The sequence below is a fragment of the Bacillus proteolyticus genome (assembly GCF_001884065.1).
Classification (GTDB): domain Bacteria; phylum Bacillota; class Bacilli; order Bacillales; family Bacillaceae_G; genus Bacillus_A; species Bacillus_A proteolyticus.
Map to the genome: position 1 here is coordinate 53650 of NZ_MACH01000055.1, position 25909 is coordinate 79558.

Sequence of the window (25909 nt, forward strand, 5' to 3'; positions counted from 1 at the left end):
TCCAGCACGCATATACTGGCTATTATGTAATGCGTAAAGGAGGCAGTGATATGGATAGTTTTCAATTATCAATGATTCAAAAAGCTATTCACCGTACGTATGATGTGCTCGGAAAAGAAGTGGATAGTCAAGGCGTAATTGTAGATGAAATACAAAAAGCGCAGGAAGAATATTTATCAGCTCTTTCACATGAAACAGCGATTGATAAACGGTATTTAAAGTCATTAATATAGAAGAAAATTTTCCTTTTTCGAAAGGGAAATTTTTTTTCGTGTATTTCTATGTATTGCAACAGGGGAAAGTGGCTGCACGCATATGAGTAGCAGCTACTAAATCTTTTTATAGAAAAACTGTTTGGTTGGAGGCTAAGGATGTTTACTGAGAAGAGATTACCATTTGAAGTAGGAAAACAAGACAATTTTTATGATAAGTTGAATGAGTGGATTGGAGATGTATTTTACGACATCCTTCCGGAAAAAGGCTTTGAAGAGCGTGATGAACAAATTTTTATGGCGTTTCAGTTAGAGCGCGCTTTCCAAGAGAAAAAAGTTATGTTCGCAGAAGCGGGAGTAGGAACAGGGAAAACAATTGTATATCTTCTATATGCAATTTGTTATGCACGTTATACAGGGAAACCTGCTATTATCGCTTGTGCAGATGAAACGTTAATTGAGCAGCTTGTGAAAGAAGAAGGGGACATTGCTAAGTTATCTGAAGCATTAGGACTATCTGTTGACGTAAGACTTGCGAAATCGATGGATAACTATTTATGTTTACGTAAACTTGAAGATGTTATGAGTGGACGAGCTCCGGAAGTAATTGAAGACGTATATTATGAATTACCACAGTTTGTATTTGATCATGGTACGATGCAAAACTTTACTCACTATGGTGACAGAAAAGAATTTCCACTTTTAAATGATGAGGAATGGTCAAAAGTAAACTGGGATTACTTCCAAGATTGCTTCACTTGCGATTCACGTCATCGCTGTGGACAAACTCTTTCTCGTGAACATTATCGTAAAGCGGCAGATTTAATCATTTGTTCTCAAGACTTCTATATGGATCATATTTGGACGTACGATGCTCGTAAACGTGAAGGACAAATTCCATTACTACCTGAAAGTAGCTGCGTTGTATTCGATGAAGGACATCTTGTAGAATATGCAGCTCAAAAAGCCTTAACGTACCGTTTAAAGCAAACGATGATGGAGCAACTTTTAACGAGATTGTTACAAAATGATATTCGTGAAGAGTTTGCACATTTAGTAGAAGAAACAATTTGGCAAACAGAGCGATTCTTCGATGTGTTACAAGAGAATAAAAAGGAAATTGAAGGTTCTGATCGTTTAGAAATTACTGTGACAGAAAAAGTAACTGCAGAAGCGAAAAGACTTTATGCGAAAATCGGTGAAGTCGGTGATGCACTAGTATTTGAAAGTGAAATGCATACAGTAAACACATATGATTTAAATATCGTTGATGAACATTTAGATGTGTTAGAACATTCACTTCGTCTTTTCATGCATGAGAAAAATGTAATTACGTGGGGTGAAGAAGGTGATGGTGCCTTCACGTTAGTTATTATGCCGCGTGCAGTTGAAGAAGTGTTACAAGAAAAAGTATTCTCGAAGAAAATTCCATACATTTTCTCTTCTGCGACATTATCGGACAATGATTCGTTCGCATTTACTGCAAACAGCCTAGGGGTAAAAGATTACTTATCATTCTCAGTTGCCTCACCGTTTGATTATGAAGAGCAAATGGCAGTAAACTTATTATCGCATACGAAAGAAAATGAATGGGAAAGAAAGTGTCAATATACACTTGAAAATATACAGAAAACAAATGGACGTACACTTGTATTATTCCGTACAACACAAGAGCTTGCAGCGTTTAAAGAATATGTAAGTAAAGAGCAAATGTCAGTTCCGTTCCTATATGAAGGGGATCAAGAAATTAGTCAGCTCGTTTCTCGTTTCCAAAATGAAGAAGAGACTGTACTTTGTGCCGTTCATTTATGGGAAGGTTTAGATATTCCTGGCTCATCATTATCACATGTTATTATTTGGTCATTACCATTCCCTCCAAACGATCCTGTGTTTGAAGCGAAGCGTAAACATGTAAATGATCCATTCTGGGATGTAGATGTACCATATATGATTTTACGTCTTCGTCAAGGGATTGGCCGTTTAATTCGTACGAGCGACGATAAAGGTGCTATATCAATCTTCTTATCTGATACAGAAGATGAGAAAGTGGTAGAAGCGGTGAAAAACGTACTACCAGTAGAAGGTAAAGAATTATAAGGAGAAAGCTTGGCGCTTGCCAAGCTTTTTTTCTATTATAAAAGGAATTTAGATTTCCATGTCGAATTAAGTTTGAGGTAGAAAAAGGAGGTTTTTATACGATGACAGTAGCTACATATGAAGTAGAAAAACAATTTTTAACATATGTGAAGAAGATACAGAATTACGGAGAAGCATTAAGCTTAATGTTTTGGGACTTGAGAACAGGTGCGCCTAAAAAAGGTGTAGACCAGCGTTCAGAAGTAATTGGTATGCTTTCATCAGAAGTGTTTGCCATGTCGACTTCAGATGAGATGGGGAACTATTTAACAGAGCTTGAAGCTTTAATACGTGAAGACAAACTTTCTGAAACGACAAAGAAAATGGTTGAAGAGTGTCGTAAAGAATATGATAGAAATAAGAAAATTCCACAAGCGGAATATGAAGCGTATGTGAAATTAGAAGCGAAAGCGGAGAGTGTGTGGGAAGAAGCCCGCGAAAAATCTGATTTCGAAATGTTCCGTCCGTATTTAGAACAAATAGTTGAATTTAAAAAGAAATTTATTACATATTGGGGTTACGAAACATATAAATACAATACATTATTAGATATGTATGAGCCGGGTATTACAGTAGAAGTGTTAGATCACGTATTTGGTCAACTACGAGAGCGTATCGTTCCGCTCGTAAAAGAAATATCGGAGTCACAAAAGAGATTAAAGACAAGTGCTTTATCAGAACATTTTTCAAAAGAAAAACAAAAAAACTTTACATTAGAGCTATTAAAGCAATTGAATTATGACTTTGAAGCAGGTCGTCTTGATGAAACGGTACATCCATTTGAGATTACATTAAATAAAGGGGATGTTCGTATTACGACACGCTATGACGAAAGAGATTTCCGTATGGCAGTGTTTGGAACAATTCATGAATGTGGTCATGCTGTATATGAGCAAAATATTGCAGAGAAATTTGAAGGTACACCGCTATGTAGTGGAACATCTATGGGTATTCATGAGTCACAATCATTATTCTTTGAGAACTTTATCGGTCGTAATAAATCATTCTGGAAGAAAAATTATGATTTATTAAAAGAGTATAGCGATGGTCAATTCAATGGTATATCAGTAGATGAGTTTTATGATGCGATTAACGAATCGAAGCCATCGTTCATTCGTATAGAAGCAGATGAGCTTACATATCCGCTTCACGTCATGGTTCGTTATGAACTTGAGAAAGAATTGTTTGATGGTACATTACAAGTGAAGGATTTGCCAGCGGCTTGGAATGATAAGATGGAAGCATATTTAGGAATTCGTCCAGAAAACGATGCACAAGGTGTATTGCAAGATGTTCACTGGGCTGGTGGTTCATTTGGATACTTCCCATCTTATGCGCTTGGTTATATGTATGCAGCGCAATTTAAGGAAAGAATGATAAAAGACATTCCGAACTTTGATGCATTATTAGAAGAAGGAAACGTAACACCAATTCGTGAATGGTTAACAGAAAATATTCACCAATATGGTAAAACGAAAAAGCCGCTTGAAATTTTAGAAGATGTAACAGGTGAAGGGTTAAATGCAAACTACTTAGCTGATTATTTAGAAGCTAAATATAAAGAGATTTATGAGTTATAACACAGGAGCTGCTTAATTGCAGCTCTTTTTTATGAGGGAGTGTGAGAAATGGGCTATATATTTACAGTAATGTCGCAAACGGAAGCGGAAGAAATTGCATACAACTGGCATTATGAAGGGGAGTATTCTTTTTATGATATAGAGGCAGATCAAGAAGATTTAGCTGAATTTTTACATGATGAGAGTAGAGGGGACGACACATTTGCTGTGAAGGAAAATGGTACTCTTATTGGCTTTTTTAGCTTTTTCAGAATGAATAGTCGAACGGTTGATATCGGACTAGGAATGAGACCTAATATAACTGGAAATGGATTCGGTTTAAAGTTCGTAAAAGCTGGACTAGATTTTAGTGAAGAAAAATATGGTTGTAACTATATAACACTATCAGTAGCGACATTTAATGAAAGAGCAATTAAAGTGTATAAAAAAGCAGGGTTTGAAGCGGTTGGAACGTTTATACAGAAAACAAATGGTAGTTGTTTTGAGTTTTTGAAAATGAATTATATATGTAAAAATGATTAAAAAACAGAGGAGAGCTTCTGTTTTTTATTTTGATGTAGCAATAAATGATGTTTGTTTTTGTGCTCGCTGTAATTGGAGGTTTTGAAATTTTGGAAGAGGATGTGTATGATTGAAGTTTAGTAGTAAATAGCAAGTTTAGTAAGGAGAGGTAGAGATAGTATGATTACAATTAAAACGAAAAACGAAATAGATTTGATGCATGAATCTGGGAAATTACTTGCTTCATGTCATAAAGAAATTGCGAAAATGATGAAACCAGGTATAACTACAAAAGAAATTGATACGTTTGTTGAAATGTATTTAAGAGATCATGGTGCTACATCTGAACAGAAAGGTTACAACGGGTATCCATATGCGATATGTGCATCTGTAAACGATGAAATGTGTCATGGGTTTCCGGCCGATGTTCCTTTAACTGAGGGCGATATTGTAACAATTGACATGGTAGTAAACTTAAATGGTGGTCTTTCAGATTCTGCTTGGACGTATATAGTTGGAAATGTTTCTGATGAAGCAGAAAGGTTATTGGTAGTAGCTGAGAGTGCTTTGTATAAAGGGATTGATCAGGCGGTAATCGGTAATCATGTAGGAGATATTGGCCATGCCATTGAAAGTTATGCAAATGCTGAAGGTTTTTCTGTCGCAAGAGATTTTACGGGACATGGAATTGGTAAAGAGATTCATGAAGAACCAGCAATTTTTCATTTTGGTAAACCAAGGCAAGGACCTAAGCTGCAAGAAGGAATGGTAATTACGATTGAGCCAATTGTAAATGTAGGTATGCGATATTCTAAAGTTGATTTAAACGGATGGACTGCAAGAACGATGGACGGTAAATTATCAGCTCAATATGAGCATACAATTGCGATTACAAAAGATGGACCAATCATTTTAACGACGCTTTAATATGAAATGTAAGAGTTTGCAAAAATCGAACGAAAATACTGTTTTTATAAAATTTGTACGTGTTTTTCACATAAATGCTTTTCAAAATATAAAAAGTGCGTTATAATCCTTCTATAAAATAAATAGTTAGCTACACTCATATAATCGCGGGGATATGGCCTGCAAGTTTCTACCGAAGTACCGTAAATACTTTGACTATGAGTGAGGACGAATATATTTGCTTGTTTAGCATTCTTTTTTTGCGAAACTCCAAAAGCGCGTCTCTCACTTGTAACGAGTGGTGGCGGCTTTTGGAGTTTTTTTATTGCATAAGAGGAGGAACAAACATGAAAGTATTACAAGAAAAGATTTTGAACGAAGGAAAGGTTTTATCTGGTGACGTATTAAAGGTAGATGCGTTTTTAAATCACCAAATTGATCCAGTACTTATGCAAGAAATTGGAAAAGAATTTGCTGAACGTTTTAAAAAAGATAACATTACAAAAATCGTGACGATTGAATCTTCAGGCATTGCACCAGCAGTTATGGCTGCATTAGAGCTTGGTGTAAAAGTAATCTTTGCAAGAAAGCGTAAATCGTTAACGTTACAAGATAATATGTATGTGGCGAAAGTATACTCATTTACAAAACAAGAAACGAACGAGATTTCATTATCTCGAAATCATATCGATGAAAATGATCGTGTGTTAATCATTGATGACTTTTTAGCAAACGGCCAGGCTGCTTTAGGATTAATGAGTTTAGTAGAGCAAGCTGGTGCAAGTATTGCGGGAATTGGCATTGTTATTGAAAAAGCATTTCAAGATGGAGGAAAGAAGCTGCGTGAACAGGGTGTTCGTGTTGAATCACTAGCAGAAATTGCATCACTTGATAACGGCACAGTTACATTTGTACAGCAAGAAACCGCGGAGGTGAATTAACAATGAAGCAGCACCCATTTAAAATCGCATCGCTTGGTATGCAGCACATGCTGGCCATGTATGCTGGCGCAATTATTGTTCCTCTTATTGTCGGCGGAGGACTTGGTTTAAATCAACAAGAATTAACGTATTTAGTATCGATTGACTTATTAATGTGCGGCGTAGCAACAATTTTACAAGCATTATCAAATCGCTTTTTCGGTATTGGGCTTCCGGTTGTACTTGGTTGTACCTTTACAGCTGTTGGGCCGATGATTGCAATTGGTAAACAATACGGTGTGTCTTCCATATATGGGGCAATTATTGCTGCGGGATTATTTGTTGTTATTTTCGCGAAATTATTTGGGAAACTTGTAAAACTATTTCCTCCTGTTGTAACAGGATCTGTCGTTACAGTCATTGGGGTTACACTTGTTCCAGCAGCTATTAATGATATGGCTGGAGGAGTAGGCAGCAAAGATTTCGGAAGTCTTGAAAATTTAGCTTTAGCATTTGGAGTTTTATTATTTATTATCATTATGTATCGTTTCTTTGACGGATTTATCCGTTCAATCTCTATATTACTTGGTCTGTTGTTCGGTACAATTGTTGCGGCATTTATGGGGAAAGTAAGCTTGCAAGCGGTTGGAGAGGCAGATTGGTTCCATGGTATTCAGCCGTTTTACTTCGGTACACCAACATTTGAATTAACACCAATTATTACAATGATTCTCGTTGCTTGTGTAGGGATTGTAGAAGCAACAGGTGTATATTTTGCATTATCTGATATTTGTAATAAAAAGATTGGTGAAAAAGAATTAACAAAAGGTTATCGTGCAGAAGGATTAGCAATGGTTTTAGGTGGAATTTTTAACGCATTTCCATATACAACTTACTCTCAAAACGTAGGACTTGTTCAATTAACCGGAGTAAGAAATCGCGTTATTATTTATACTTGCGGTGGTATGTTAATTGTTCTTGGGTTCATTCCAAAAATCGCAGCTATTACAACAATTATTCCGAAATCAGTACTTGGCGGTGCAATGCTAGCGATGTTCGGCATGGTTATGGCATATGGTATTAAAATGTTAAGCAGTGTTGATTTTGGAAAACAAGAAAATTTATTAATTGTTGCATGTTCTGTCGGAATCGGGCTTGGTGTTACAGTTGTTCCAACGTTATTCTCGCAGCTGCCTGAAAGCATTCGTATTTTAACAGATAACGGAATTGTTCTAGGAAGTGCATCAGCAGTACTTTTAAATATTGTATTCAATATGGTACCGCAGCGTAAAGTGAAAGTAAAAGAAGAGCCTGTTTCGATGCAAAGTGCAGTAAGAGAAGCGTAAAAAGCAAGGTCTCATTATGAGACCTTGCTTTTCTTTTTAAGTGGCATTATCTTTCCGTACGTACCAAGGCGCCATATATATTCAAGTGGTCCATATTGATAGCGAGAAAGCCACCAGCGGCTAATAAAAATTTGTAACGTATAGAAACCGATGCAAAATAGAGGTCCTACCCATAATGGAGCAAGATAATCATTTTTGAACAATAGCCCGAATACAAGTAATGTAACAATTGTATGTGAGATGTAATTCGTTAACGCCATTCGTCCAACGTACTGGAATGGACGTAATAATTTTTGCCATCTTTCTTTTTGTAATAAACGCATGAGCGTGAAAATGTAGAATATGAATAATGTTTTTCCACTAAACATTGTAAAGACCTGCATATAAATTGGTTCATAAGATGGTTTTGATAAAAAATAACGGACCATGAAGAACCACATTGGCAATGTTAAAATGAACATAATAATTTGCCATTTTTTAAGCTTTGGATCTAACTCTTTCGTGCGGCGGAAAATATCCTTTTTGCCGGCGTATAAACCAAGTAAAAATAGCCCAACTGTTTCTGGGAGCATGAATGCGTTTAGTCCAATTCCATCAGCATAAAATGCATGGAAACGATTTTGTATGTGTGACATCCAGTCTTCAAGTGGCATGATAGGTAAGGAAAATCCTAATTCTGCCTTTGGAACGAATGAAATCATAATACCAGCGATTAGCATGAAAAACTGAAAAATACTTAATAAAACGATTGCCCATATTAAAATGGTACGAGGTTCTCTTTTATAAAATAAAAATAAGAAAAATCCAGCGATTGCATAACTATGTAAAATGTCTCCGTCCCATAAAAGAACGTAATGCAAGAAACCAAATAATAATAAAATGAGCAAACGACGCACAAATAAAGTTTTCGGACGATCTGTTTTCGCCTCAGCACGACTCATAAAGATGTAAAAACCTAATCCGAATAAAAATGAAAAAATAGTATAAAACTTCGTTTGAATAAACATGTCAAAAAACAAGCGAATATAGCTGTCTAACCCCTCATAAACGCCTGAAATGTCTCGAGAATCAACACCAGCGATAACTGGCCAGTTAACAAGAAAAATACCTAGTACAGCTATTCCTCTAATAATATCAATTGAGTGTATCCTCTCGCCTTGTGTGAGATTTTGTGTCATTTTTTTCCTCCTTGATAAGTAATTCCCTTTTATTATACAAAATGTAAGAGGGAGGGGATAGGGGAGATTTCCAATTTTTAAAGCTGTTAAGTTGTGAATTATGAGATATAATAAGAGTGCACAGCAAGTTTTAAACTTCTTTAAAACAGGCAGTAAAGCTCCTTTTCCCGAAGGAGCTTTCTTTTTTAGAAATTTGTTGATAATGATTCTCTTTAATGATAAAATGTATTCAAAAGTGATAATCATTATCAAAAAAGGTTGGTGTGTTAATATGATGTATGCACTTGTTGCAGGAACGATTGCTATATATGTTGGTGTTACAAAGTATGTATTAAATGGAGTAGGAACAACAAAATGAATAATATTACATAAAATCCCTTTCATTTGTAAAAAGAATGAAAGGGATTTTTTTATTTTTAATGAGAATATGCTGAAAATTTAGTATGATAGTAAAGTGAAACTGTAATCATTGGGATGCTCAGTCCTAAATGATTATTGTCACACAAATAGCGGGATACAGTATATACATCTTGGATAAAGGGGAACAAGGGGATGACAAACATAGTACAGACAAACGGTATGAAAAAACTTGTTTGTTTTTATGAAGAGTGGCAAAAACATGGAGATGCAGAGAATAGTTTGAAGTTGTTTGAAGTGATTCAAAAATATAAACAAGAACAGCTTATGATAGCTTTTTGTGGTCATTTTTCGGCAGGGAAATCGACAATGATGAATCATCTATATAAAGCGCAATTACTACCGACAAGTCCAATTCCAACGAGTGCTAATGTCGTTAAAATTGAAAAAGGTTCTGATCGCGTTGTTGTTACGATTAAGTCTGGAGAACAGTATGAATATGACGGCGCATATTCAGCAGAAGAATTAAAACAAATATGTAAAGACGGTGATGAAGTAATTGGTGTTCATATTTATCGAAATGATGCACCAATTCCTGACGAAGTTATGTTAGTTGATACGCCAGGAATTGATTCTACAGATGATGCTCACCAATTAGCAACAGAATCAACACTGCATCTTGCAGATGTTATTTTTTACATGATGGATTATAACCATGTCCAATCAGAAGTAAACTTACAATTTGTTAAAGAATTGAAACAACGTAATAAAACGGTTTATCTTGTTGTAAACCAAATAGATAAACATAAAGAAAATGAACTATCTTTTGAAGAGTATAGAGAAAGTGTAAAACAATCTTTTGCTAACTGGGATATTGAAGTAGATGGTATTTTTTATACATCACTGCGAATGATGAATCATCCATACAATGAGATTCAAAGTTTGGAAGTACTAATCTCTTCTATCATGAAAGAAAAAGAGCAGTATGTAAGTGCGGGAATGGAGCGAGAAACAGAATATTTACTGCAAGAACATTTCTCATTTATTCTTTCTGAAAATGAAAAGCAGCTTATAAAATATGAGGAAGAATTAGTGTCACCGCTGTCGCTTTCAGAGATTGTTGAAAAGAAGGAAGAGTTAATTGAAAATAAAAATCGAGCATCGAGTAAAGAGTCTGATGTAAGAAATGAATTTATTAAAGGTTTACAAGCTATATTAGATAACGCGTATTTAATGCCATTTGAAATGAGAGAATTGGCAAATGAGTATTTAGAAACGAAATTAACGAAATTTAAAGTTGGTTTGCTATTTGCGAAGGGAAAGACGGAGCAAGAAAAACAGAGACGTGTAGATGCTTTTCATTCCGCCCTTCAAAAGACTGTTGAAACGCAACTTGATTTTCATGTGAAAGAATTCATTGTAACCTTCTTAAAAGAAGAGGGATTATTTACAGAGGAAATTGGGAAGGACATATATGCTCTAGAGATTGCTTTCGGGCCAGAATTATTGGCTGAAACAATTAAACAAGGGGCTGGCTTTACCGGTGATTACTTACTTCTATATACAGCTGATGTTGCAAATGAGTTGAAAAAAAGATACTTTATGAAATCTCAGCAAATCTTTGGGAAAAGTACGGGTACATTGCAGAAAAAAGCGAAGATAGAAGTTGCTCGTATTGAAGAAGAGATTGAAAAATACACGATGTTACAAACAGCAAAAGAAACGAAATTACAATATATTAAGGCGTATGAGGAATATGAGAGCTATTTAGGAGATGTTTGGAATGAACATATTTCTATACCAGATGGATTGCGAATAGACGAAATATTACAAAGTGAAAAACAAATTGTTAGTGAGAAGTTTACGCTACAAGAGCAAGAAATCGTAAATGATAACGAAATGGCTAGTGAAGAAGAAATGAAAGGGACGGCAGCTTTAAATATTCAGCGTATATTAGAAAAAGTGAAGAAAGCTGAAACAATATTAGATCCATTGCCAGCGCTGAAACATTTACAGCAAGAAGTAGTTGGAAAAAGACAGCGTGTAGAAACGAAGCAATTTACAGTAGCATTATTTGGAGCTTTTAGTGCTGGGAAATCATCATTTGCTAACGCATTGCTCGGTGAAAAGGTACTTCCTGTATCACCAAACCCAACGACAGCAACGATTAATCAAATTTTGCCGGTTACAGAGGAAAAACCACACGGAACAGTAATTGTTCAGTTTAAATCAAAGCAAGCACTATTAGAAGATATGAAAGCTGTTTATAAGCTGTTTCACTATGAGATTACTACGTTAGATGAAGCATTAACGCAAATTGATAAAATTATGAAATATCCTTCACCGAGCGGGAAGCAAAAAACAACATTTAGCTTTTTACGAGCGGTACAAAAAGGATATGAGGCAGTTGCTGCGCATTTAGGGGAACAAGTACAAGTTACGTTAGAGGAGTTCTCTGATTATGTAGCTAATGAAGAAAAATCATGCTTTGTTGAGTATATGGAGCTTTATTATGATTGTGCTTTAACAAGGCAAGGAGTAGCTCTTGTAGATACACCAGGAGCTGATTCTATTAACGCCCGCCATACGGATGTTGCATTCCAGTATATTAAAAATGCGGATGCTATTTTATTCGTAACATACTATAATCATGTTTTCTCTCGTGCAGATCGTGAATTTTTAATTCAGCTCGGTCGTGTAAAGGATACGTTTGCGCTTGATAAAATGTTCTTCTTAATTAATGCGGCCGATTTAGCAGAGTCTGAAGAAGAACTTAAAATGGTAAAAGGTTATATTGCGGATCAGCTCTTGCAATATGGCATTAGAAATCCACGTTTATTTGCAATTTCAAGTTTATGTGCGCTTGAGGAAAAACAAGGGGAAAGTATTGACAAAGAAAAGTATGGCATTTTACAAAACTCTGGGATTGCTAAGTTTGAAGAATCATTTACGTCCTTTATGATGAGGGATTTAATGCTTGTATCTGTGCATGCTTTATATGGTGCATTGCAAGGAGCAAATCAACTTCTTGTAAATATGATAAATGGCGCAAAGCAGGGAAATGATGAGAAAGTGAAGCAAACAAAAAAATATGAAGCAGAGCGTGATCAGCTACTTCATATTATTTCGTCATATAGTGTGCTCGCTGAAGAACAAGCAATGCAAAATGAAGTGAAAGAATTGCTTTATTACGTACAACAACGATTATTCCTACGCTATAACGATGTGTTTACTGAATTTATTAACCCGGCATCACTTCGAACAGATGGGAATGTAAAAACGCAGTTGCAACAGTGTGTAATGGAATTAGTTTCATTTATTCAACATGATTTATTACAAGAAATGCGTGCGACATCATTACGTCTTGAAAGATGGATAGATGAAGCGATGAAGCGTGCAAAGGATGAAATTGTTGTGAACTGCAAAGGAGAAAATGAATCGATTTCTCTGGGCGGAACAGTAGATTATGAATATAAAGTTATTACACATAAAGAGCCATTTCCTTCAATAGAAATAAAAGATTTCAAAAAGGCACTAGCGCATTTTAAAAACGAGAAAAGCTTTTTTGAAAAAAATGATAAAGCTTTTATGCAAGAAGACGCTAAAGGAGTGCTAGAACCTTTCGTATCAAACTATGTAGCTGATGAAGAAGATTTATTCGTTCATCATTATAAGCAAGAGTGGGATACAAAATGGAATTTATTCCAAAAAGTGATGCAGCAAGATGTTGAGAAATATTATGAAAGTATATTATTCGCTTTAGCTGAAAAAATTGATGTAACACTATATGAGCAAAGTAAAGAAGAGCTTCAAAAGCAGTTAATAGAAATAGAAAAAGAAATTTATGTTATATAGTCGCTATGAAAAAAAGATTCGTTCAATTTTCTTTTGTAATACAGTATCTAAAGATTTTACGAACCCTGCGAATTCATCAGTAGAAATCATATGTGTAAGAACTAAGCGTCTGCCGTCTGGTGTTTCACCGCATAAGACGAATGAAGAAAACTCATATGTTTTGTTTTCGACTACTAATTTTGGATAGGAATATGTGTCGCTTTTCTTTTTCTTTCCATCAATGGAGATGACGTTGCATTTTTTCTCATTGTTGTCCATGGTGAATCCCTCCTTTCTATTACTTATGGTAGACAAGGAGGGTTTAGAACAATGGAGAAGGGGGATTTTTATGGATGTTGTATTAGAGCGTGTTTCTAAAGATAATGTGCTAAAGTCTTTACTCTTGCTTGCTGATCCAAGCGAGCGGCAAATTGCTACATATATACAGAGAGGAATGGTATATGTAGCTAAAGTAGAGGGGAAAGTGGTTGGTGTATATGTGTTGTTGGAAACAAGACCAAAGACGATGGAAATTATGAATATTGCGGTTGTAGAACATATGCAAGGGAAAGATATTGGTAAGAAAATGTTGCTGCATGCGATAGAAATAGCTAAAGGATATGACATGCACAAAATTGAAATTGGGACAGGTAATTCTAGCGTTTCACAACTTGCGTTATATCAAAAATGTGGATTTCGTATTTTTTCTATTGATTTTGATTACTTTTCGAAGCATTATGAAGAAGAGATTATTGAAAATGGAATTGTATGCCGTGATATGATTCGGCTTGCAATGGAATTGAATAAGAAAGTATAACTTATTTAGGGGGAAGAGAAGATGGAAGTACATAAAGCAATTACAGCACATTCTCGTAAACAAAATGAAAGTGTAAAAGCATGTTTACAATTAGATGCGCAGCGTGAAGCAGCTATTGAAGCAGCCGTATCTCTTGCGTCAAATGGGAAAGAATTTTCGGTTGATGTCATTAATGTTGTAACAAAGCAAATTAATGATCTTGCAAAAAATGGTGTTACACTACAGCGTAAATATGTTACAGAAGAAATGGTTATGGAGTATGTAAGTCGTTTGCAAGAGAAAGAAGGTCGTTAAAGATGATAGTTACAGTCGAATGGTTACGTGAGCATATAGAAGATGAGAACGTCCGTATAATCGATTGTCGTTTTGATTTAGCGAATCCTAATTGGGGTAGAGAAAAGTATGAGGAAGAACATATTCTTCATGCGTTATATTTTGATTTAAATTTAGATCTATCAAGTCCTGTAACAGAACATGGTGGTCGCCATCCGTTGCCAAATATTGAGGAGTTTGCAGACAAGCTTTCGCAAGCTGGTATTGATGAACATACGACAGTAATTGCATATGACAGTGAAGCGGGTGCAAATGCTTCTCGTCTCTGGTGGTTATTAAACTATGTAGGACATGAGAAAGTATATATATTAGATGGCGGATTTCCAGCTTGGAAAGAGAATGGACTACCGATAACAACGGAAATTCCTGTTGCTAAACGAAAAGCATTCAAAGCAAATATACAAGATCATATGCTTGTAACGATGGACACGGTCAAAGAGAATATTCATGCAGGTACAGATATTACGTTAATTGATTCTAGAGAGTCAAAACGTTATGCTGGTGCTGAAGAACTCGTTGATTCGAAGGCAGGGCATATTCCAACAGCAGTAAACTATTTTTGGAAAGATGGAATTTTAGAATCAGGACGCTTTAAAAACAACGAGGAACAGCAAGGACGTTTCCAAAATCTCGATAAAGAGAAGGAAACAATCGTATATTGTGGTTCTGGTGTTACAGCGTGCCCAAATATAGTTGCATTAAAATTAGCTGGTTTTCAAAATATTAAATTGTATGCAGGTAGCTGGAGTGATTGGATTTCTTATTCAGAAAATCAAATTGCAAAAGAAGAAGATTAATCACTTGCATGCAAAAATAATTTGTATTAAAATAAGGTCACAAGCAAGAGATTGCTCGAAAAACTTTGTATTTTACACATTGGAAACAATGTGATAATATAACGACAAGTAAATAATACATCCTGCGGTGTACGTAACTTATTTATGTCTAAAACCGATGTTAGTTATACGGAAGCTCAATATTTAGCGACCATCATCAAGCCTTCCTTGTGGAGGAAGATGTACGGTAACTGTGAGGGCATCCACCTGCGAGTAGCGGGTTTTTGGACATTTACGAGGAGCGGCACGTGCGGGGGTCTTATTTCAACTAACATTATATAAAATTCCTACGGTGTACGTAGCTTATGCATGTCTTAAACCAATAAGTTTAATATGGAAGTTCAATATTTAAATGTAGCTAACATGCCGTCTTTTTAAGAAGGAAGTTACAAACATTTGTGAGAGCATCCACCTGTGAGAGCAGGTTTATGGACATCTAGAGAGAACGGCATATGTGGGGCTAAATAAAAACCTTACGTTTTATACGTAAGGTTTTTTTGTTGTATAAATATATCTACTTTATCTGGATTCACCTGTGAAGTTTCCATAATAAATATAGCACTTTCTGTCTTCATCAATCTCTCTTGAATCTAAAGTGAACTCCATATGCATGCCGTCGCGCTGAATATATATAATATCTGAATGAAGAGATGGTAAAATTTCTTCATAGTTCCATATATCTTTACTATCTATTATGCATGAACTCGTTTCACGTAGTTCTCTAACTTCAAAACCGATGTGGGAGTATATAGGGTCTGAAGGGTCATTTGCAAACTCTTCTTTTTGAATATATATAACTGCTGTTCCGTCTGAATCTACTGAAGTTGCAGTAACAACATATGTATTTTTATCTTTTATAAAATATTCACAAGTCATGCGTGCGATGATTTCAGAATTAGAAATATTTGCGTAGTTCCATAAAGCAGGATACCCTTTCGTTTCATCGTTAAGTCGATATTCTAAGCGCATTTTATCCCTCTTCTTCCTTTTTCTTCTACTTTATCATGCTATCTTATATAATAGGAATAGAATTTAAAAAGGGGAGTGCGAAGGTGACAAAAACGAAATGGTTAGTAGGTGGTGTCGTAACGTCTTTAATGACTGGCACTTTATTTGGCTGCGCACAAGATCTTCCCCCAAAACCGAATGATAATAGTTGTTCAGATTGGGATTGGGATGATGAACTTGGGGTATGGCAATGTGATGATAGTAGTTCAGGTTATCGTGGGCATTACTTCTATGGTGGGAGTTACTATCAAAATAAATCCACTTTTAAAAATTCATCGGCGTTTAAATCTTATCAATCGTCTGCGGAATTTAAAGGTGGAATTGGAAGCGGTTCAAAGGGAGGATTTGGGGGCTAAAATATGTCGCAATACATAAGAGATAGAAAAGAGTTTTATTTGAAATATCCGAATTTTTGGTCGGATTTATATGAATGTGAGTATAGTCTGTTTCATGTTTTCTCTATAACAAATCAGACTATGAAACAATTGCAATTAGCAACTGAACGAATGGGGAAAATATTTTTTAAGACTGCTAGACTTTTGCGTAATTTAAGTGACGAACAGCTTCTTGAACTTGGGTTTCCTCCTGCGAGCTTATCATTCATTAGAATGAAAGGATTATATCCTGAATCTGTTATTTCGCGATTTGATTTCGTTTTAACAGATGATAACCAAATTAAAATGTTTGAGTTTAATAGTGATACACCAACTTTTATTATGGAATGCTTTCAAATGAATGGAAAAGTTTGCGAGAAACTAGGCTATGATGATCCAAACTCGGATCAAGAACGATTACTATCTTCTGGTATTACAAAAGCCGTAATGGAAGCGACAAAGGGAATAGACAACCCAAATGTTGTTTTTACAGCACATCATGAACATATTGAGGATTGGAATACGACTGTGTATTTGAGTCAGTTATGCCATGTTGAGAATAAAGTAGTGCCAATGTCAGAACTTAGAATTACAAAAGATGCTTTAGTGGATAGGGATGGAGTACAGATTGATGTGTTATATCGCCAAACATATCCGATAGAAGATTTAATTGAGGATCAAGATCCTGAAACAGGAGATTTGGTAGGTGTGGAACTGTTGCAACTTGTAAAAGCCGGAAAGCTTTTTATAATAAATCCATTGTCAGCATTTTTACTTCAGCCCAAATCAGTTCAGTGTCTTATTTGGGGATTAGCAGAAGAAGAGGCCTTTTATACAAATGAGGAACAACAGTGGATTAAAGAATATATGTTACCTACATATTTAGAACCAGATTTATTTTTAGGAAAAGGTTCTTTCGTTCAAAAACCTTCATTTGGTAGAGAAGGGGACACAATTACCATTCGCGATAAGGACGAACATATTATGCTTCAAAATGCACACCAAACATATAAAGCGTCACTGCCGATATTTCAAAAGTATACAGAACTTCCAGTCGTATCCTTGGAAACAGAAAAAGGGATGGAGAAACTGTCGTATGTGTTTGGTTCGTTTTTAATTGCCGGAAAAGCGAGTAGTATCGGTATTCGTGCGGGGGAAAAAATTACGGGGAATGAATCGTACTATTTACCGGTAGGTATAAAAAAGGAGGAAAGTATATGATTAATTTTTTATTATATTTAGCAGTAACACTAGGCCTTTTATGCATTGGTCTTTTCCTAATGGAAGTAACAACGAAAGTAAAAGAATTTAAGCTAATGGCCCAAGGAAATAAGGCGGTAAGCTATGTACTTGGAGGACGACTACTTGGGTTAGCTATTGTTTTATATTCGACAGCCGCTAATTCCATTTCACTTCTTGATATGGTTTCGTGGGGAGCAGTTGGGATTTTGGCTCAAATTATCGTCTTTTATTTAGCTGAGTGGCTTACACCACGCTTTAATATAAATAAAAGTCTCGAAGAAGATAATCAAGCAGTCGGTCTTTTTCTTATGTTTTTATCGCTTTCAATTGGGATTGTAATTGCTGGTTGTATAACTTATTAAAAACTTTACGTTTAAACGTAAGGTTTTTATTTTTGCTAATTTTGAAATGTGTGCTTGATTCATTTAATTAGTCGAAAGAGAAATAGTGTGTATATGAGAGGTAGTTGTTGTAATAAGGAAAAATTTCCATGCAAAGTGTTGACATCTATTTTAAATAAGAGTAACATTTTCTATGTAATTAAAATAAGTCTCTGTTAGGTGAGGCTCCTGTATAGAGAAATGCTACTGCCCAAAAATGTCGAGAGACGCCAATGGGTCAACAGGAATGATCGAATTAAGGTTTTTCTTAACGTAGCTGGTAATAAACCTATGCTATACAGTGCTAAAACTCGACGAGGGAGAGGTCCGTAGATTTCTAATTATATTAGGAATCGCTTATTTGTGTATGCAATGACCTTTGCTCTCTTATGAGTAAGGGTCTTTTTTGTTACAAAGCTATGAGTAATTTCATAGTATAGATTATAACTAAAAAATAAATGAGGAGGTGAGGAGCATGTCAAATTCTGACCCGGTTCCGTTACCCATATGCTTCAAATCAAAAATATATGATGTAGGCAGGAAACGACTTGTTCCTCCCTTTATATTTATCATAATGTAGCGTTTATTTGAGTATTCCAGCACTAGATACTTTCACGCTAAAGTGGATAAATTGAGAAACAAAGCGTTTCTTCCTATGTTTAAAGGAGGAGACGATAATATGTTATATGCAAACAAAACTGTGGGTAACACGTCATATAAACTAAGTAAAAAATCAATAAAAGAACAAATAATGCTCCAAAAAAATAAAGATTTATTAATTGAAATTGCAACGAGAGATGTAAAATCTGTATTTGCGTATTTTAAAACAACAAGAGACGGACTATCTGTGAAAGAAGCACAAAAACGAATTCAAGTATACGGCCGAAATGAATTAATTTCAACAAGAGCGCGTATTGCGGAAGTGATGATAAAGCTAAGTGAAATGATTCCAGGTCTTTCAAAACAAAATGCACGTGATGAATTACAATGTGAAACAGTTACTGTTTCTAGAGTAGAAGCATCTAGCCTAACAGGGCTAAACAATGAATTGAAAATGATGAAGCTACCAGTACAAGAGCTTGTACCTGGAGATATGATTTTTCTTTCAGAGGGCGATACAGTACCAGCAGATGTACGTATTATTTATGCAAATGATTTATTAGTGAATGAATCTATGCTGACAGGAAACGATGCTAGTATTGAGAAATTTGAAAGCTGCTATCATCTAGAACGTAAACGATTTATTCCATTAAAACGGATGAAAGACTATAATCCACTTGAACTTGAAAATGTATGTTTCAAAGGTACTTATATTGTTGGCGGAACTGCAAAAGCTGTAGTTGTTTCAACAGGTAAAAATACGTATTCAGGAATACTTCATACTTGTTGTGGTAGAACGTCTTAATTTGTTAATGATGCTAAATATAAAAAAACAATGTATAATAGACAAAGTTGAACAAAAACGTAGAATGGTAATCTATATATAACCTTACGTGATAACGTGAGGTTATTATTTTTTGTTAGTAGGAGAGGTATTATGAAAAAAGTATTATTAGTTGATGGTATGGCACTATTATTTCGTGCTTTTTACGCAACAAGTGTCTACGGACAATTTATGAAGAGACAAGATGGTACCCCAACGAATGGGATTCATGGTTATATGAAGCATTTATTAACGGCAACACAAGCAATTGAGCCAACACACATTGTAACGTGCTGGGATATGGGAAGTACGACATTTAGAACAGAATCGTTCTCGAATTATAAAGCAAATCGTGCAGCACCGCCGGAAGAATTAATTCCACAATTTGATTTAGTGCAAGAAATGACTGCGAAATTATCTATTCCAGTCATCGGTATGAAAGGTTATGAAGCGGATGATTGTATCGGTACACTTGCAAAACAATATTGTAACGAAGCGGAAGTTTATATTTTAACTGGAGATACAGATCTACTTCAACTTGTTGAAAAGAACGTTACAGTTATGCTTCTTCGTAAAGGAATTGGAAATTATGAGTATTATACACCGGAGAAAATCATGGAAGAGAAAGGTGTAGAACCTTGGCAAATTGTCCATGCAAAAGCATTCATGGGAGATACAAGTGATAATTATCCAGGTGTAAAAGGTATTGGTGAAAAAACAGCGTATAAGCTTATTCAAGAACATGGTACAGTATCGGCAGTACTAGAAAATATAGCATCATTAACGAAAGCACAGCGTACAAAAATTGAAAGTGATTTAGAGAACTTAAATATCTCTTTACAATTAGCGCAAATTCATTGTGAAGTTCCAATTTCATGCTCAATAGAAGAAGGGTTACACACAATGAACGAAGAAAAACTACGATTTGTTTGTAACGAAATGAATTGGGGAAGACCTGAAATATTAATCAATATGCTATAAATAGTTTGGAAAGAGGGATGTTACATGAGTCGAACGTTGACTAGGTGACACCTTCTTTTTTTGTTTTGGAAAACAGTATCTTAGTGAATGGGGTAATATGGAATTTATCTTGAAATATATAAATATTTCGACAAGATAAATCGATATAAGATGACGAAAATAGCAATTTATATAATTAAATGAAGCAACTTCAAAATGGTTTTAGGATGATCTCTTTTTTGCGTTGTTCACAAAGTTGTCAGAAAATAAACGTAATTTTCATATGAAGTTCAAATAGAATTCACAACAATCAATTATTATAAGAACAACCAGATAATTCTTTATCTTTTATATAAACCATCCCCCAAGGAGGACAATGAAAATGAGAAAAAAAGTGAGAAAATCTTTTAAACAATTATTAATTGAAAATAAACAATCACTATTAAATAATAAAGAAAATATGAAAGAAATTGAAGAAAGAATAGAGAAACGACATGTAGCATATAGTGGTGCCAGTAATTAAATAAAATAAAAAAGATAGCCTATAAAGGCTATCTTTTTTATTTTATATTGAAAAACACTATTCCTCTCTTTAATTTTGTAAATATGCAAGGTATTTTTATAATGTTTTTCTAACAATATTACCCATTTTTCGAGGTTGAAATTGGTATATGCCAATTTTAAAGATTAACTATTCATAATATTACAAAAAATGTTACAATACACTCAAATTTATACTATAAAATCATTTTAATATGAAAAATTGGAATGAAAAGAAAGGAGAGGAATATGAATAAAGATGTCGCTTTGAAATGATTATTATCATTTCATTAGGAGTTGATGTAAAACGATGGAAAGGCATGAAGAACTGGATTCTATAAGAGGAATTTCTTCATTGGTAGTAATGATTGGTCATCATTTGATGATTTTCTCAGCATTTCAAAATTACAGTTATGAAAATAATAAACCATTTGTTGTATATCTATTAAAAGAAACGCCTGCACGTCTTATTTTTAGTAGTGGTAACGAATCAGTTATTGTCTTTTTTATTTTGAGTGGATTTGTTTTGTATGAATCTATTCAAAAAACATATAGTAGCTATGGATCATACCTTCTAAAACGTATATGCAGAATATATATTCCGTATATTGTGGCAATAGTCATAGCTATTATATGCCAGACTACAATAAGTAAATATGGTATTTCTTATTTAAGCGAATGGTTTAATCGCTCATGGACGATTGAAAGTTCTTCAAGTCTAATAGCACAGCATGTTTTATTGGTTGGGAAATATAATACTGATACATATAACAGTGTGATTTGGTCACTTGTACATGAAATGCGAATATCTATAATTTTTCCGTTAGTTTTGATGGTTTGTTTACGAAAAACAGTAAGGGGTTCATTACTATCATTGTTTAGTTTTAGTATATGTTCTGTCGTGATATTATTCTTATTTCGCTCGAGTTTAACATTAACAAGCTATGTATTAACGTTGCATTACACAGTGCTGTTTTTACTAGGAGCACTAGTTGCGAAGTATAAAAATAATTTAATAGCTTTTTATAGTAAGTGTACTAAAAATACGAAAATTACATGGTTTTTATTTGCGATTTTACTTTATATGTATGAAGGGCTTATTGGAGAAATTAAAGTGCTCAATAATTTTATATTTCGAGACTACGTAGTAGCGATAAGCGCATGTCTATTTGTCATATTAAGCTTGTCAGTATCAACTTTGTCGTCCTTGCTGCATAATAAATACTTGTTGTATTTGGGGAAGATTTCTTACAGTCTTTATTTATACCATATCATATCTTTATTTTCTCTTATATACGTGCTCCATGAAATATTACCGTTACCTATTGTTTTAATTTTGTCGCTTATTCTTTCGCTTATACTAGCAATGATTTCGTATGTATTTGTAGAAAAATTTGCATTTAGAGTCGGAAAGTATGTAACAAAACGAGCTGATAGAGAGAGGAAAGAGTTATTTGTAGAAAATGATGTGCAGGATGTTATTCAGACAAAGGCGGTGAAATAATTGAAGCAAGAAATGAGTATAAAAGATTTTCAACAGTTATTGAAAAGAAGATTTGTAACGATCATTTTGACGATGTGTTGTTTAACCGTTTCTCTAGTTCTTATTTCTATGTATGTGCTAAAGCCTTCGTATCAATATTCAGCGCAAATTCTTGTTGGAAATTTAGATGAGTTTAATAAGGAAAATACAGCGAATAAAACACAAGAAAATAAGCAACTTGTAACATCGTTTGTTGACATTTTAAAAAGTCCACTTATTATTTCGACAGTAAAAAACACTTTGAAATTAGAACAATCAAGCTATGAATTAGCACAAAAAATTTCAGTAGTGAATACGGACAACTCACAAATTGTTACTGTTACAGTAAAAGATTCGGATCCTAAAATCGTGAAAGAAATTGTAAAGTCATTGGCAGAACAATCTCAAAAAAGCTTTCAACAATATACGAATGTACAGGGAGTAAAAATATTGATTAATCCAGACTTACAGGAAAAAGCGGAGAAATTGTTTCCAAAATTTCAACTTATCATTCCTATCTCTTTAATTGTTAGTTTTTTTGTTGGTGTAGGTTTAGCTATATTTCGAGATTATTTTGATGAACGTATATACGTGGAACAAGATTTAGAGAAAATAACGACAGTCTCTGTTATTGGTCATATAAATATGAAACCGAAAAGAAAAAAGAAACCTACAGAGGTTGATAAGCAATCATCTATATATCGAGGTGAACATGTCGATGTTTAAGACAAAGAAAAAGCTACCATTCGATCCGCATGATGCTCTGATGAAAGAGCAGTTTTATACTGTATATCACGAGTTGAAAAAATCTGGAAAACATCTATTCTCAGTTATTTCAACGAAGGACAGAGGCGTCGTTGCCTCGCTTATAGTAAATATGGGGCTAGTGTTTGCGGAAATGAAAAAAAAGGTGTTACTTATCGATGTGAATTTTTCGGACCCTAAACTACACCTACTATTACAAAGTGATCATATGACAACAGTAAACGATATAATAAGCTCCCCTCCATCTAATTATGAAACTTTTTCAAGTGATTTGTCTAAATACTTGTATTGTATTCCTGCAAAAAAAACAGTACACAGCGGAACGCCCTTAGTTGCTATGGATGAATTTGATAATGTAATTGCTAAGTGGAAAGAAGATTTTGATTACATTTTCTTTTATTCATCCGAAGTATTTGAGCTTCCTACTACGTATATTATTGCGGAGAAATGTGATGGAGTAATTTTGGCAGTCAAAAAGCGGAAAGATTCTCTGCGTACAGTGAAAAAAGTAATAGCGGACATAAAGCGGAAAGAATGTGAATTACTTGGTATAGTTTTATATTCTTGAATTTGGGGGTAACGATCCATGATTCGTGAAACAAATCAAGCGAAGTTGTATGCTATTCCGGCTCAAGAAAAGGATAAGGTTTTGAATCGAAGTGTTAAACGCTTGTTTGATATTATATTTTCACTCATATTGTTACTTTTTACGATACCAATTATGTTGTTTTTTTGTGTTTTGATTGCTTTAGAGACATCGGGGGCTCCAATCTATTTTCAAGAGCGTTTAGGAATCAAAGGAAAGAAATTTTATTTATTTAAATTAAGATCGATGGTTAGCGATGCGGAAAAGAACGGACCACAATGGGCAAATGAAAATGATCCGAGAATTACAAAGGTTGGATTGTTTATAAGAAAAACGAGAATTGATGAATTACCACAACTAATAAATATTTTAAAAGGTGATATGTCTTTTGTTGGCCCTAGGCCAGAGAGAGAGTATTTTTATAAAAAATTTGAAGCTACTATTCCGGAATTCAGGGAGCGTTTATTAGTGAAACCAGGGTTAACAGGATGGGCACAAATAAATGGAGGATATAATCTTGATCCGAAAGAAAAGTTGGAATTGGATATGGAATATATTGAATTGAAGACGGTTAAAATGGATATTCGTATTTTATGTAAGACAGTTTTTATTGTATTGAACGGGAATGGTGCAAGATAGTAAATATAATTTTATTTAAATATTAAAATAATACAGAAAAAATATAAGTAGGTTACATGCAAAGGAGAACTGGTATGGGTAGATCCATTCTAAACAATATTGTGCATCTATTTTATAGTACGATTTTAGCTAATCTTCTTCAAGCCATTAGCTTAATTGCTTTAGCCAACTTTTTTAATGCCCAAAATTACGGGATGTTTAGTGTTGCAATAGCATTTACGTTTGTAATGTTATTTTTTACAGATTTAGGGCTTAGTAATACATTTCTTCGAGAAGGGGCCAAGGATGGAGTAGATTTAGAAACGGTTGTATCTTCATACGTAAAGATAAGGATGCTTCTTCTTATTTTTATCTCTGTAATTGGTTATATAGCCATTCATTATGTATATGAGGATAAGAATTTAATTTATATGATGTTAAACATAATGTTCCTGATGTTAATAGGCCTTACATGGCAAAATATAGCGATTGCCTACTTTCAGCTTATGGAACGTATGAAATATATAGCACTAATTAAAGTTGTATCCGCATCAGTTGTCATTATTATTACATGCCTTTGCATTTTCGGAGAGTTACCAGTGTATACAACAGCTCGCTTATATGCTTTTGGTTATATGATTGGCGGTTTATTTAGCATATACGTTATGAGAAAAAAGACGAGCATGAATATGAAAGTAGCAATTCATAAAGGATTGTTTTGGCAATTAGGTCCTTTTATTGTTAGTGGTTTTTTAATAATGAGTACGCCACAATTAGCACCCATCTTACTCAATTATACTTTACCGTTAAGTATGGTGGGGGTTTTCGCGGTTGCTTATCGGATGCCAGCGGCTTTATATCAAGTGCCAGGGGTAATTGCAGGGGCATTTTTTCCAGTGCTCTTTAAACACTATAATCAGAATAATTTAGAAGAACATACGAAATTAAATATGCTTCAAATAAAATCAATGGCGGTCGTGGGAATATGTATGACGATAGGTTTATATAATTTAGCACCCTATTTTATTTCTATATTTTTTCATGAGGAATGGAATAATGCAGTAGAGCCGCTCCAAATACTATCTTTTCTTATTGTATTACAAAGTTTAAATATTGCTATCGCGGATGGTTTAACAACGAGTGGCTTTCAAAATAAGAGAACTGCCGTACAGTGTATTGCTTTAGTGATTGGAGGAGTTATGCTATATAGCTTTAGTAGCATTGGCGGAGTCAGAGGAGCGGCTTACGCTATGGTTTTATTTGAAATAGTGGCTTTGATTGGATATATAGCAGTAAGTACAGTGAGGAAAAAAATTGTATTCCAAATTGTAATACCGTATACAATTTATTTTGGTGTAACCTTTATTGGAGTGCAATATGTATTACAGACATATAATTTGATTGCACTTGTTCTTAATACGTTAATCGTAGTAGTTGGGATATTCCTATATGATCACGAATTTAAAAAACTTATTCTTTCATTTATAAGAAAAACACGAGAAAAGGATTATATTACGAAGCAGGGGATATAGCCT

Annotated in this window: 26 protein-coding genes, 2 other RNA genes and 2 riboswitches; of the genes, 25 read left to right on the top strand and 3 right to left on the bottom strand. The window is 34.4% G+C overall.

What is annotated here, in order from left to right; genetic code table 11:
- Window positions 1–50: 50 nt before the first annotated feature.
- From BAQ49_RS08340 to pbuX, 7 genes are all read left to right on the top strand, one after another.
- Window positions 51–233, top strand: coding sequence for a DUF3921 family protein (locus tag BAQ49_RS08340; RefSeq protein ID WP_071744941.1), 183 nt, complete (start codon window positions 51–53; stop codon window positions 231–233).
- 138 nt (window positions 234–371) lie between these two features.
- Entirely contained in the window at window positions 372–2309 is a 1938-nt protein-coding gene (locus BAQ49_RS08345) for an ATP-dependent DNA helicase (protein ID WP_071744942.1), read from the top strand.
- Window positions 2310–2410: 101 nt separating this feature from the next.
- The gene (ypwA, locus tag BAQ49_RS08350; protein ID WP_071744943.1) at window positions 2411–3928 is read left to right on the top strand and encodes a carboxypeptidase; all 1518 of its coding nucleotides are present in this window, start codon (window positions 2411–2413) and stop codon (window positions 3926–3928) included.
- 48 nt (window positions 3929–3976) lie between these two features.
- The gene (locus BAQ49_RS08355) at window positions 3977–4450 is read left to right on the top strand and encodes a GNAT family N-acetyltransferase (RefSeq protein ID WP_071744944.1); all 474 of its coding nucleotides are present in this window, start codon (window positions 3977–3979) and stop codon (window positions 4448–4450) included.
- 159 nt (window positions 4451–4609) lie between these two features.
- Window positions 4610–5356, top strand: coding sequence for a type I methionyl aminopeptidase (locus BAQ49_RS08360; RefSeq protein ID WP_071744945.1), 747 nt, complete (start codon window positions 4610–4612; stop codon window positions 5354–5356).
- 116 nt (window positions 5357–5472) lie between these two features.
- Window positions 5473–5574, top strand: a riboswitch (purine riboswitch).
- Window positions 5575–5682: 108 nt separating this feature from the next.
- A complete protein-coding gene (locus BAQ49_RS08365) occupies window positions 5683–6276 on the top strand; it encodes a xanthine phosphoribosyltransferase (RefSeq protein WP_071744946.1) in 594 nt (197 codons plus the stop codon).
- A gap of 2 nt (window positions 6277–6278) precedes the next feature.
- Entirely contained in the window at window positions 6279–7601 is a 1323-nt protein-coding gene (gene pbuX, locus BAQ49_RS08370; RefSeq protein ID WP_071744947.1) for a xanthine permease PbuX, read from the top strand.
- 14 nt (window positions 7602–7615) lie between these two features.
- Here the strand turns inward: pbuX and BAQ49_RS08375 are convergent, their stop codons facing one another.
- Window positions 7616–8779: a DUF418 domain-containing protein gene (locus BAQ49_RS08375; RefSeq protein WP_071744948.1), complete on the bottom strand. Its 1164-nt coding sequence runs from the start codon at window positions 8777–8779 to the stop codon at window positions 7616–7618.
- 100 nt (window positions 8780–8879) lie between these two features.
- Between BAQ49_RS08375 and BAQ49_RS32155 the strand changes: the two genes are divergently transcribed.
- Window positions 8880–9137 carry a hypothetical protein gene (locus BAQ49_RS32155; protein WP_071744949.1) on the top strand — a complete coding sequence of 86 codons (258 nt, stop codon included), beginning with the start codon at window positions 8880–8882 and terminating at the stop codon, window positions 9135–9137.
- A 194-nt stretch (window positions 9138–9331) separates the two neighbouring features.
- Window positions 9332–12991, top strand: coding sequence for a dynamin family protein (locus BAQ49_RS08385; RefSeq protein ID WP_071744950.1), 3660 nt, complete (start codon window positions 9332–9334; stop codon window positions 12989–12991).
- Between the two features lie 3 nt (window positions 12992–12994).
- On the opposite strand, the gene BAQ49_RS08390 is transcribed toward BAQ49_RS08385, so the two are convergent.
- The gene (locus tag BAQ49_RS08390; protein ID WP_000369740.1) at window positions 12995–13249 is read right to left on the bottom strand and encodes a DUF3931 domain-containing protein; all 255 of its coding nucleotides are present in this window, start codon (window positions 13247–13249) and stop codon (window positions 12995–12997) included.
- Between the two features lie 70 nt (window positions 13250–13319).
- On the opposite strand from BAQ49_RS08390, the gene BAQ49_RS08395 reads away from it, so the two are divergent.
- From BAQ49_RS08395 to ssrS (BAQ49_RS08415), 5 genes are all read left to right on the top strand, one after another.
- On the top strand, window positions 13320–13787 hold the full coding sequence (locus tag BAQ49_RS08395; RefSeq protein WP_071744951.1) for a GNAT family N-acetyltransferase: 468 nt from the start codon (window positions 13320–13322) through the stop codon (window positions 13785–13787).
- 21 nt (window positions 13788–13808) lie between these two features.
- Window positions 13809–14081 (top strand): YpbS family protein, encoded by a 273-nt coding sequence (locus BAQ49_RS08400; RefSeq protein ID WP_000451820.1) that lies wholly within the window; start codon window positions 13809–13811, stop codon window positions 14079–14081.
- Window positions 14082–14083: 2 nt separating this feature from the next.
- Window positions 14084–14917, top strand: coding sequence for a sulfurtransferase (locus tag BAQ49_RS08405; protein WP_071744952.1), 834 nt, complete (start codon window positions 14084–14086; stop codon window positions 14915–14917).
- Window positions 14918–15033: 116 nt separating this feature from the next.
- Window positions 15034–15216: non-coding RNA, 6S RNA (ssrS, locus tag BAQ49_RS08410), on the top strand.
- Between the two features lie 21 nt (window positions 15217–15237).
- Window positions 15238–15421, top strand: a non-coding RNA gene (ssrS, locus tag BAQ49_RS08415) — 6S RNA.
- Between the two features lie 54 nt (window positions 15422–15475).
- Here ssrS (BAQ49_RS08415) and BAQ49_RS08420 read toward each other — a convergent pair.
- Complete coding sequence (locus BAQ49_RS08420; protein ID WP_071744953.1) at window positions 15476–15925, bottom strand: hypothetical protein; 450 nt, start codon at window positions 15923–15925, stop codon at window positions 15476–15478.
- Between the two features lie 83 nt (window positions 15926–16008).
- Here BAQ49_RS08420 and BAQ49_RS08425 point away from each other — a divergent pair, with 83 nt between their 5' ends.
- The 11 genes from BAQ49_RS08425 (at window position 16009) to BAQ49_RS08475 (ending at window position 25906) form a co-directional block, all read left to right on the top strand.
- Window positions 16009–16320, top strand: a complete 312-nt coding sequence (locus BAQ49_RS08425; protein ID WP_000169032.1) for a hypothetical protein — start codon at window positions 16009–16011, stop codon at window positions 16318–16320.
- A 3-nt stretch (window positions 16321–16323) separates the two neighbouring features.
- Complete coding sequence (locus BAQ49_RS08430; protein ID WP_071744954.1) at window positions 16324–17559, top strand: glutathionylspermidine synthase family protein; 1236 nt, start codon at window positions 16324–16326, stop codon at window positions 17557–17559.
- Window positions 17556–17942, top strand: coding sequence for a DUF350 domain-containing protein (locus BAQ49_RS08435; RefSeq protein ID WP_000606860.1), 387 nt, complete (start codon window positions 17556–17558; stop codon window positions 17940–17942). Before BAQ49_RS08430 ends, BAQ49_RS08435 begins: the two co-directional genes overlap by 4 nt.
- Window positions 17943–18125: 183 nt before the next feature.
- A riboswitch (M-box (ykoK) riboswitch) is annotated at window positions 18126–18291 on the top strand.
- 348 nt (window positions 18292–18639) lie between these two features.
- Window positions 18640–19365, top strand: coding sequence for a P-type ATPase actuator domain-containing protein (locus BAQ49_RS08440; protein WP_071744955.1), 726 nt, complete (start codon window positions 18640–18642; stop codon window positions 19363–19365).
- Between the two features lie 132 nt (window positions 19366–19497).
- Complete coding sequence (locus tag BAQ49_RS08445; RefSeq protein ID WP_071744956.1) at window positions 19498–20364, top strand: 5'-3' exonuclease; 867 nt, start codon at window positions 19498–19500, stop codon at window positions 20362–20364.
- Window positions 20365–20725: 361 nt separating this feature from the next.
- Window positions 20726–20866: an FbpB family small basic protein gene (locus tag BAQ49_RS08450; protein ID WP_001228048.1), complete on the top strand. Its 141-nt coding sequence runs from the start codon at window positions 20726–20728 to the stop codon at window positions 20864–20866.
- Window positions 20867–21193: 327 nt separating this feature from the next.
- Complete coding sequence (locus BAQ49_RS08455) at window positions 21194–22387, top strand: acyltransferase family protein (RefSeq protein ID WP_071744957.1); 1194 nt, start codon at window positions 21194–21196, stop codon at window positions 22385–22387.
- Window positions 22388–23131 carry a YveK family protein gene (locus BAQ49_RS08460; protein WP_071744958.1) on the top strand — a complete coding sequence of 248 codons (744 nt, stop codon included), beginning with the start codon at window positions 22388–22390 and terminating at the stop codon, window positions 23129–23131.
- Window positions 23118–23738: a CpsD/CapB family tyrosine-protein kinase gene (locus tag BAQ49_RS08465; protein WP_071744959.1), complete on the top strand. Its 621-nt coding sequence runs from the start codon at window positions 23118–23120 to the stop codon at window positions 23736–23738. The genes BAQ49_RS08460 and BAQ49_RS08465 overlap by 14 nt, the downstream gene beginning before the upstream one ends.
- An 18-nt stretch (window positions 23739–23756) precedes the next feature.
- Window positions 23757–24395, top strand: coding sequence for a sugar transferase (locus BAQ49_RS08470; RefSeq protein ID WP_071744960.1), 639 nt, complete (start codon window positions 23757–23759; stop codon window positions 24393–24395).
- Between the two features lie 74 nt (window positions 24396–24469).
- Window positions 24470–25906, top strand: a complete 1437-nt coding sequence (locus BAQ49_RS08475; RefSeq protein ID WP_071744961.1) for an oligosaccharide flippase family protein — start codon at window positions 24470–24472, stop codon at window positions 25904–25906.
- The last annotated feature ends 3 nt before the right edge of the window (window positions 25907–25909 follow it).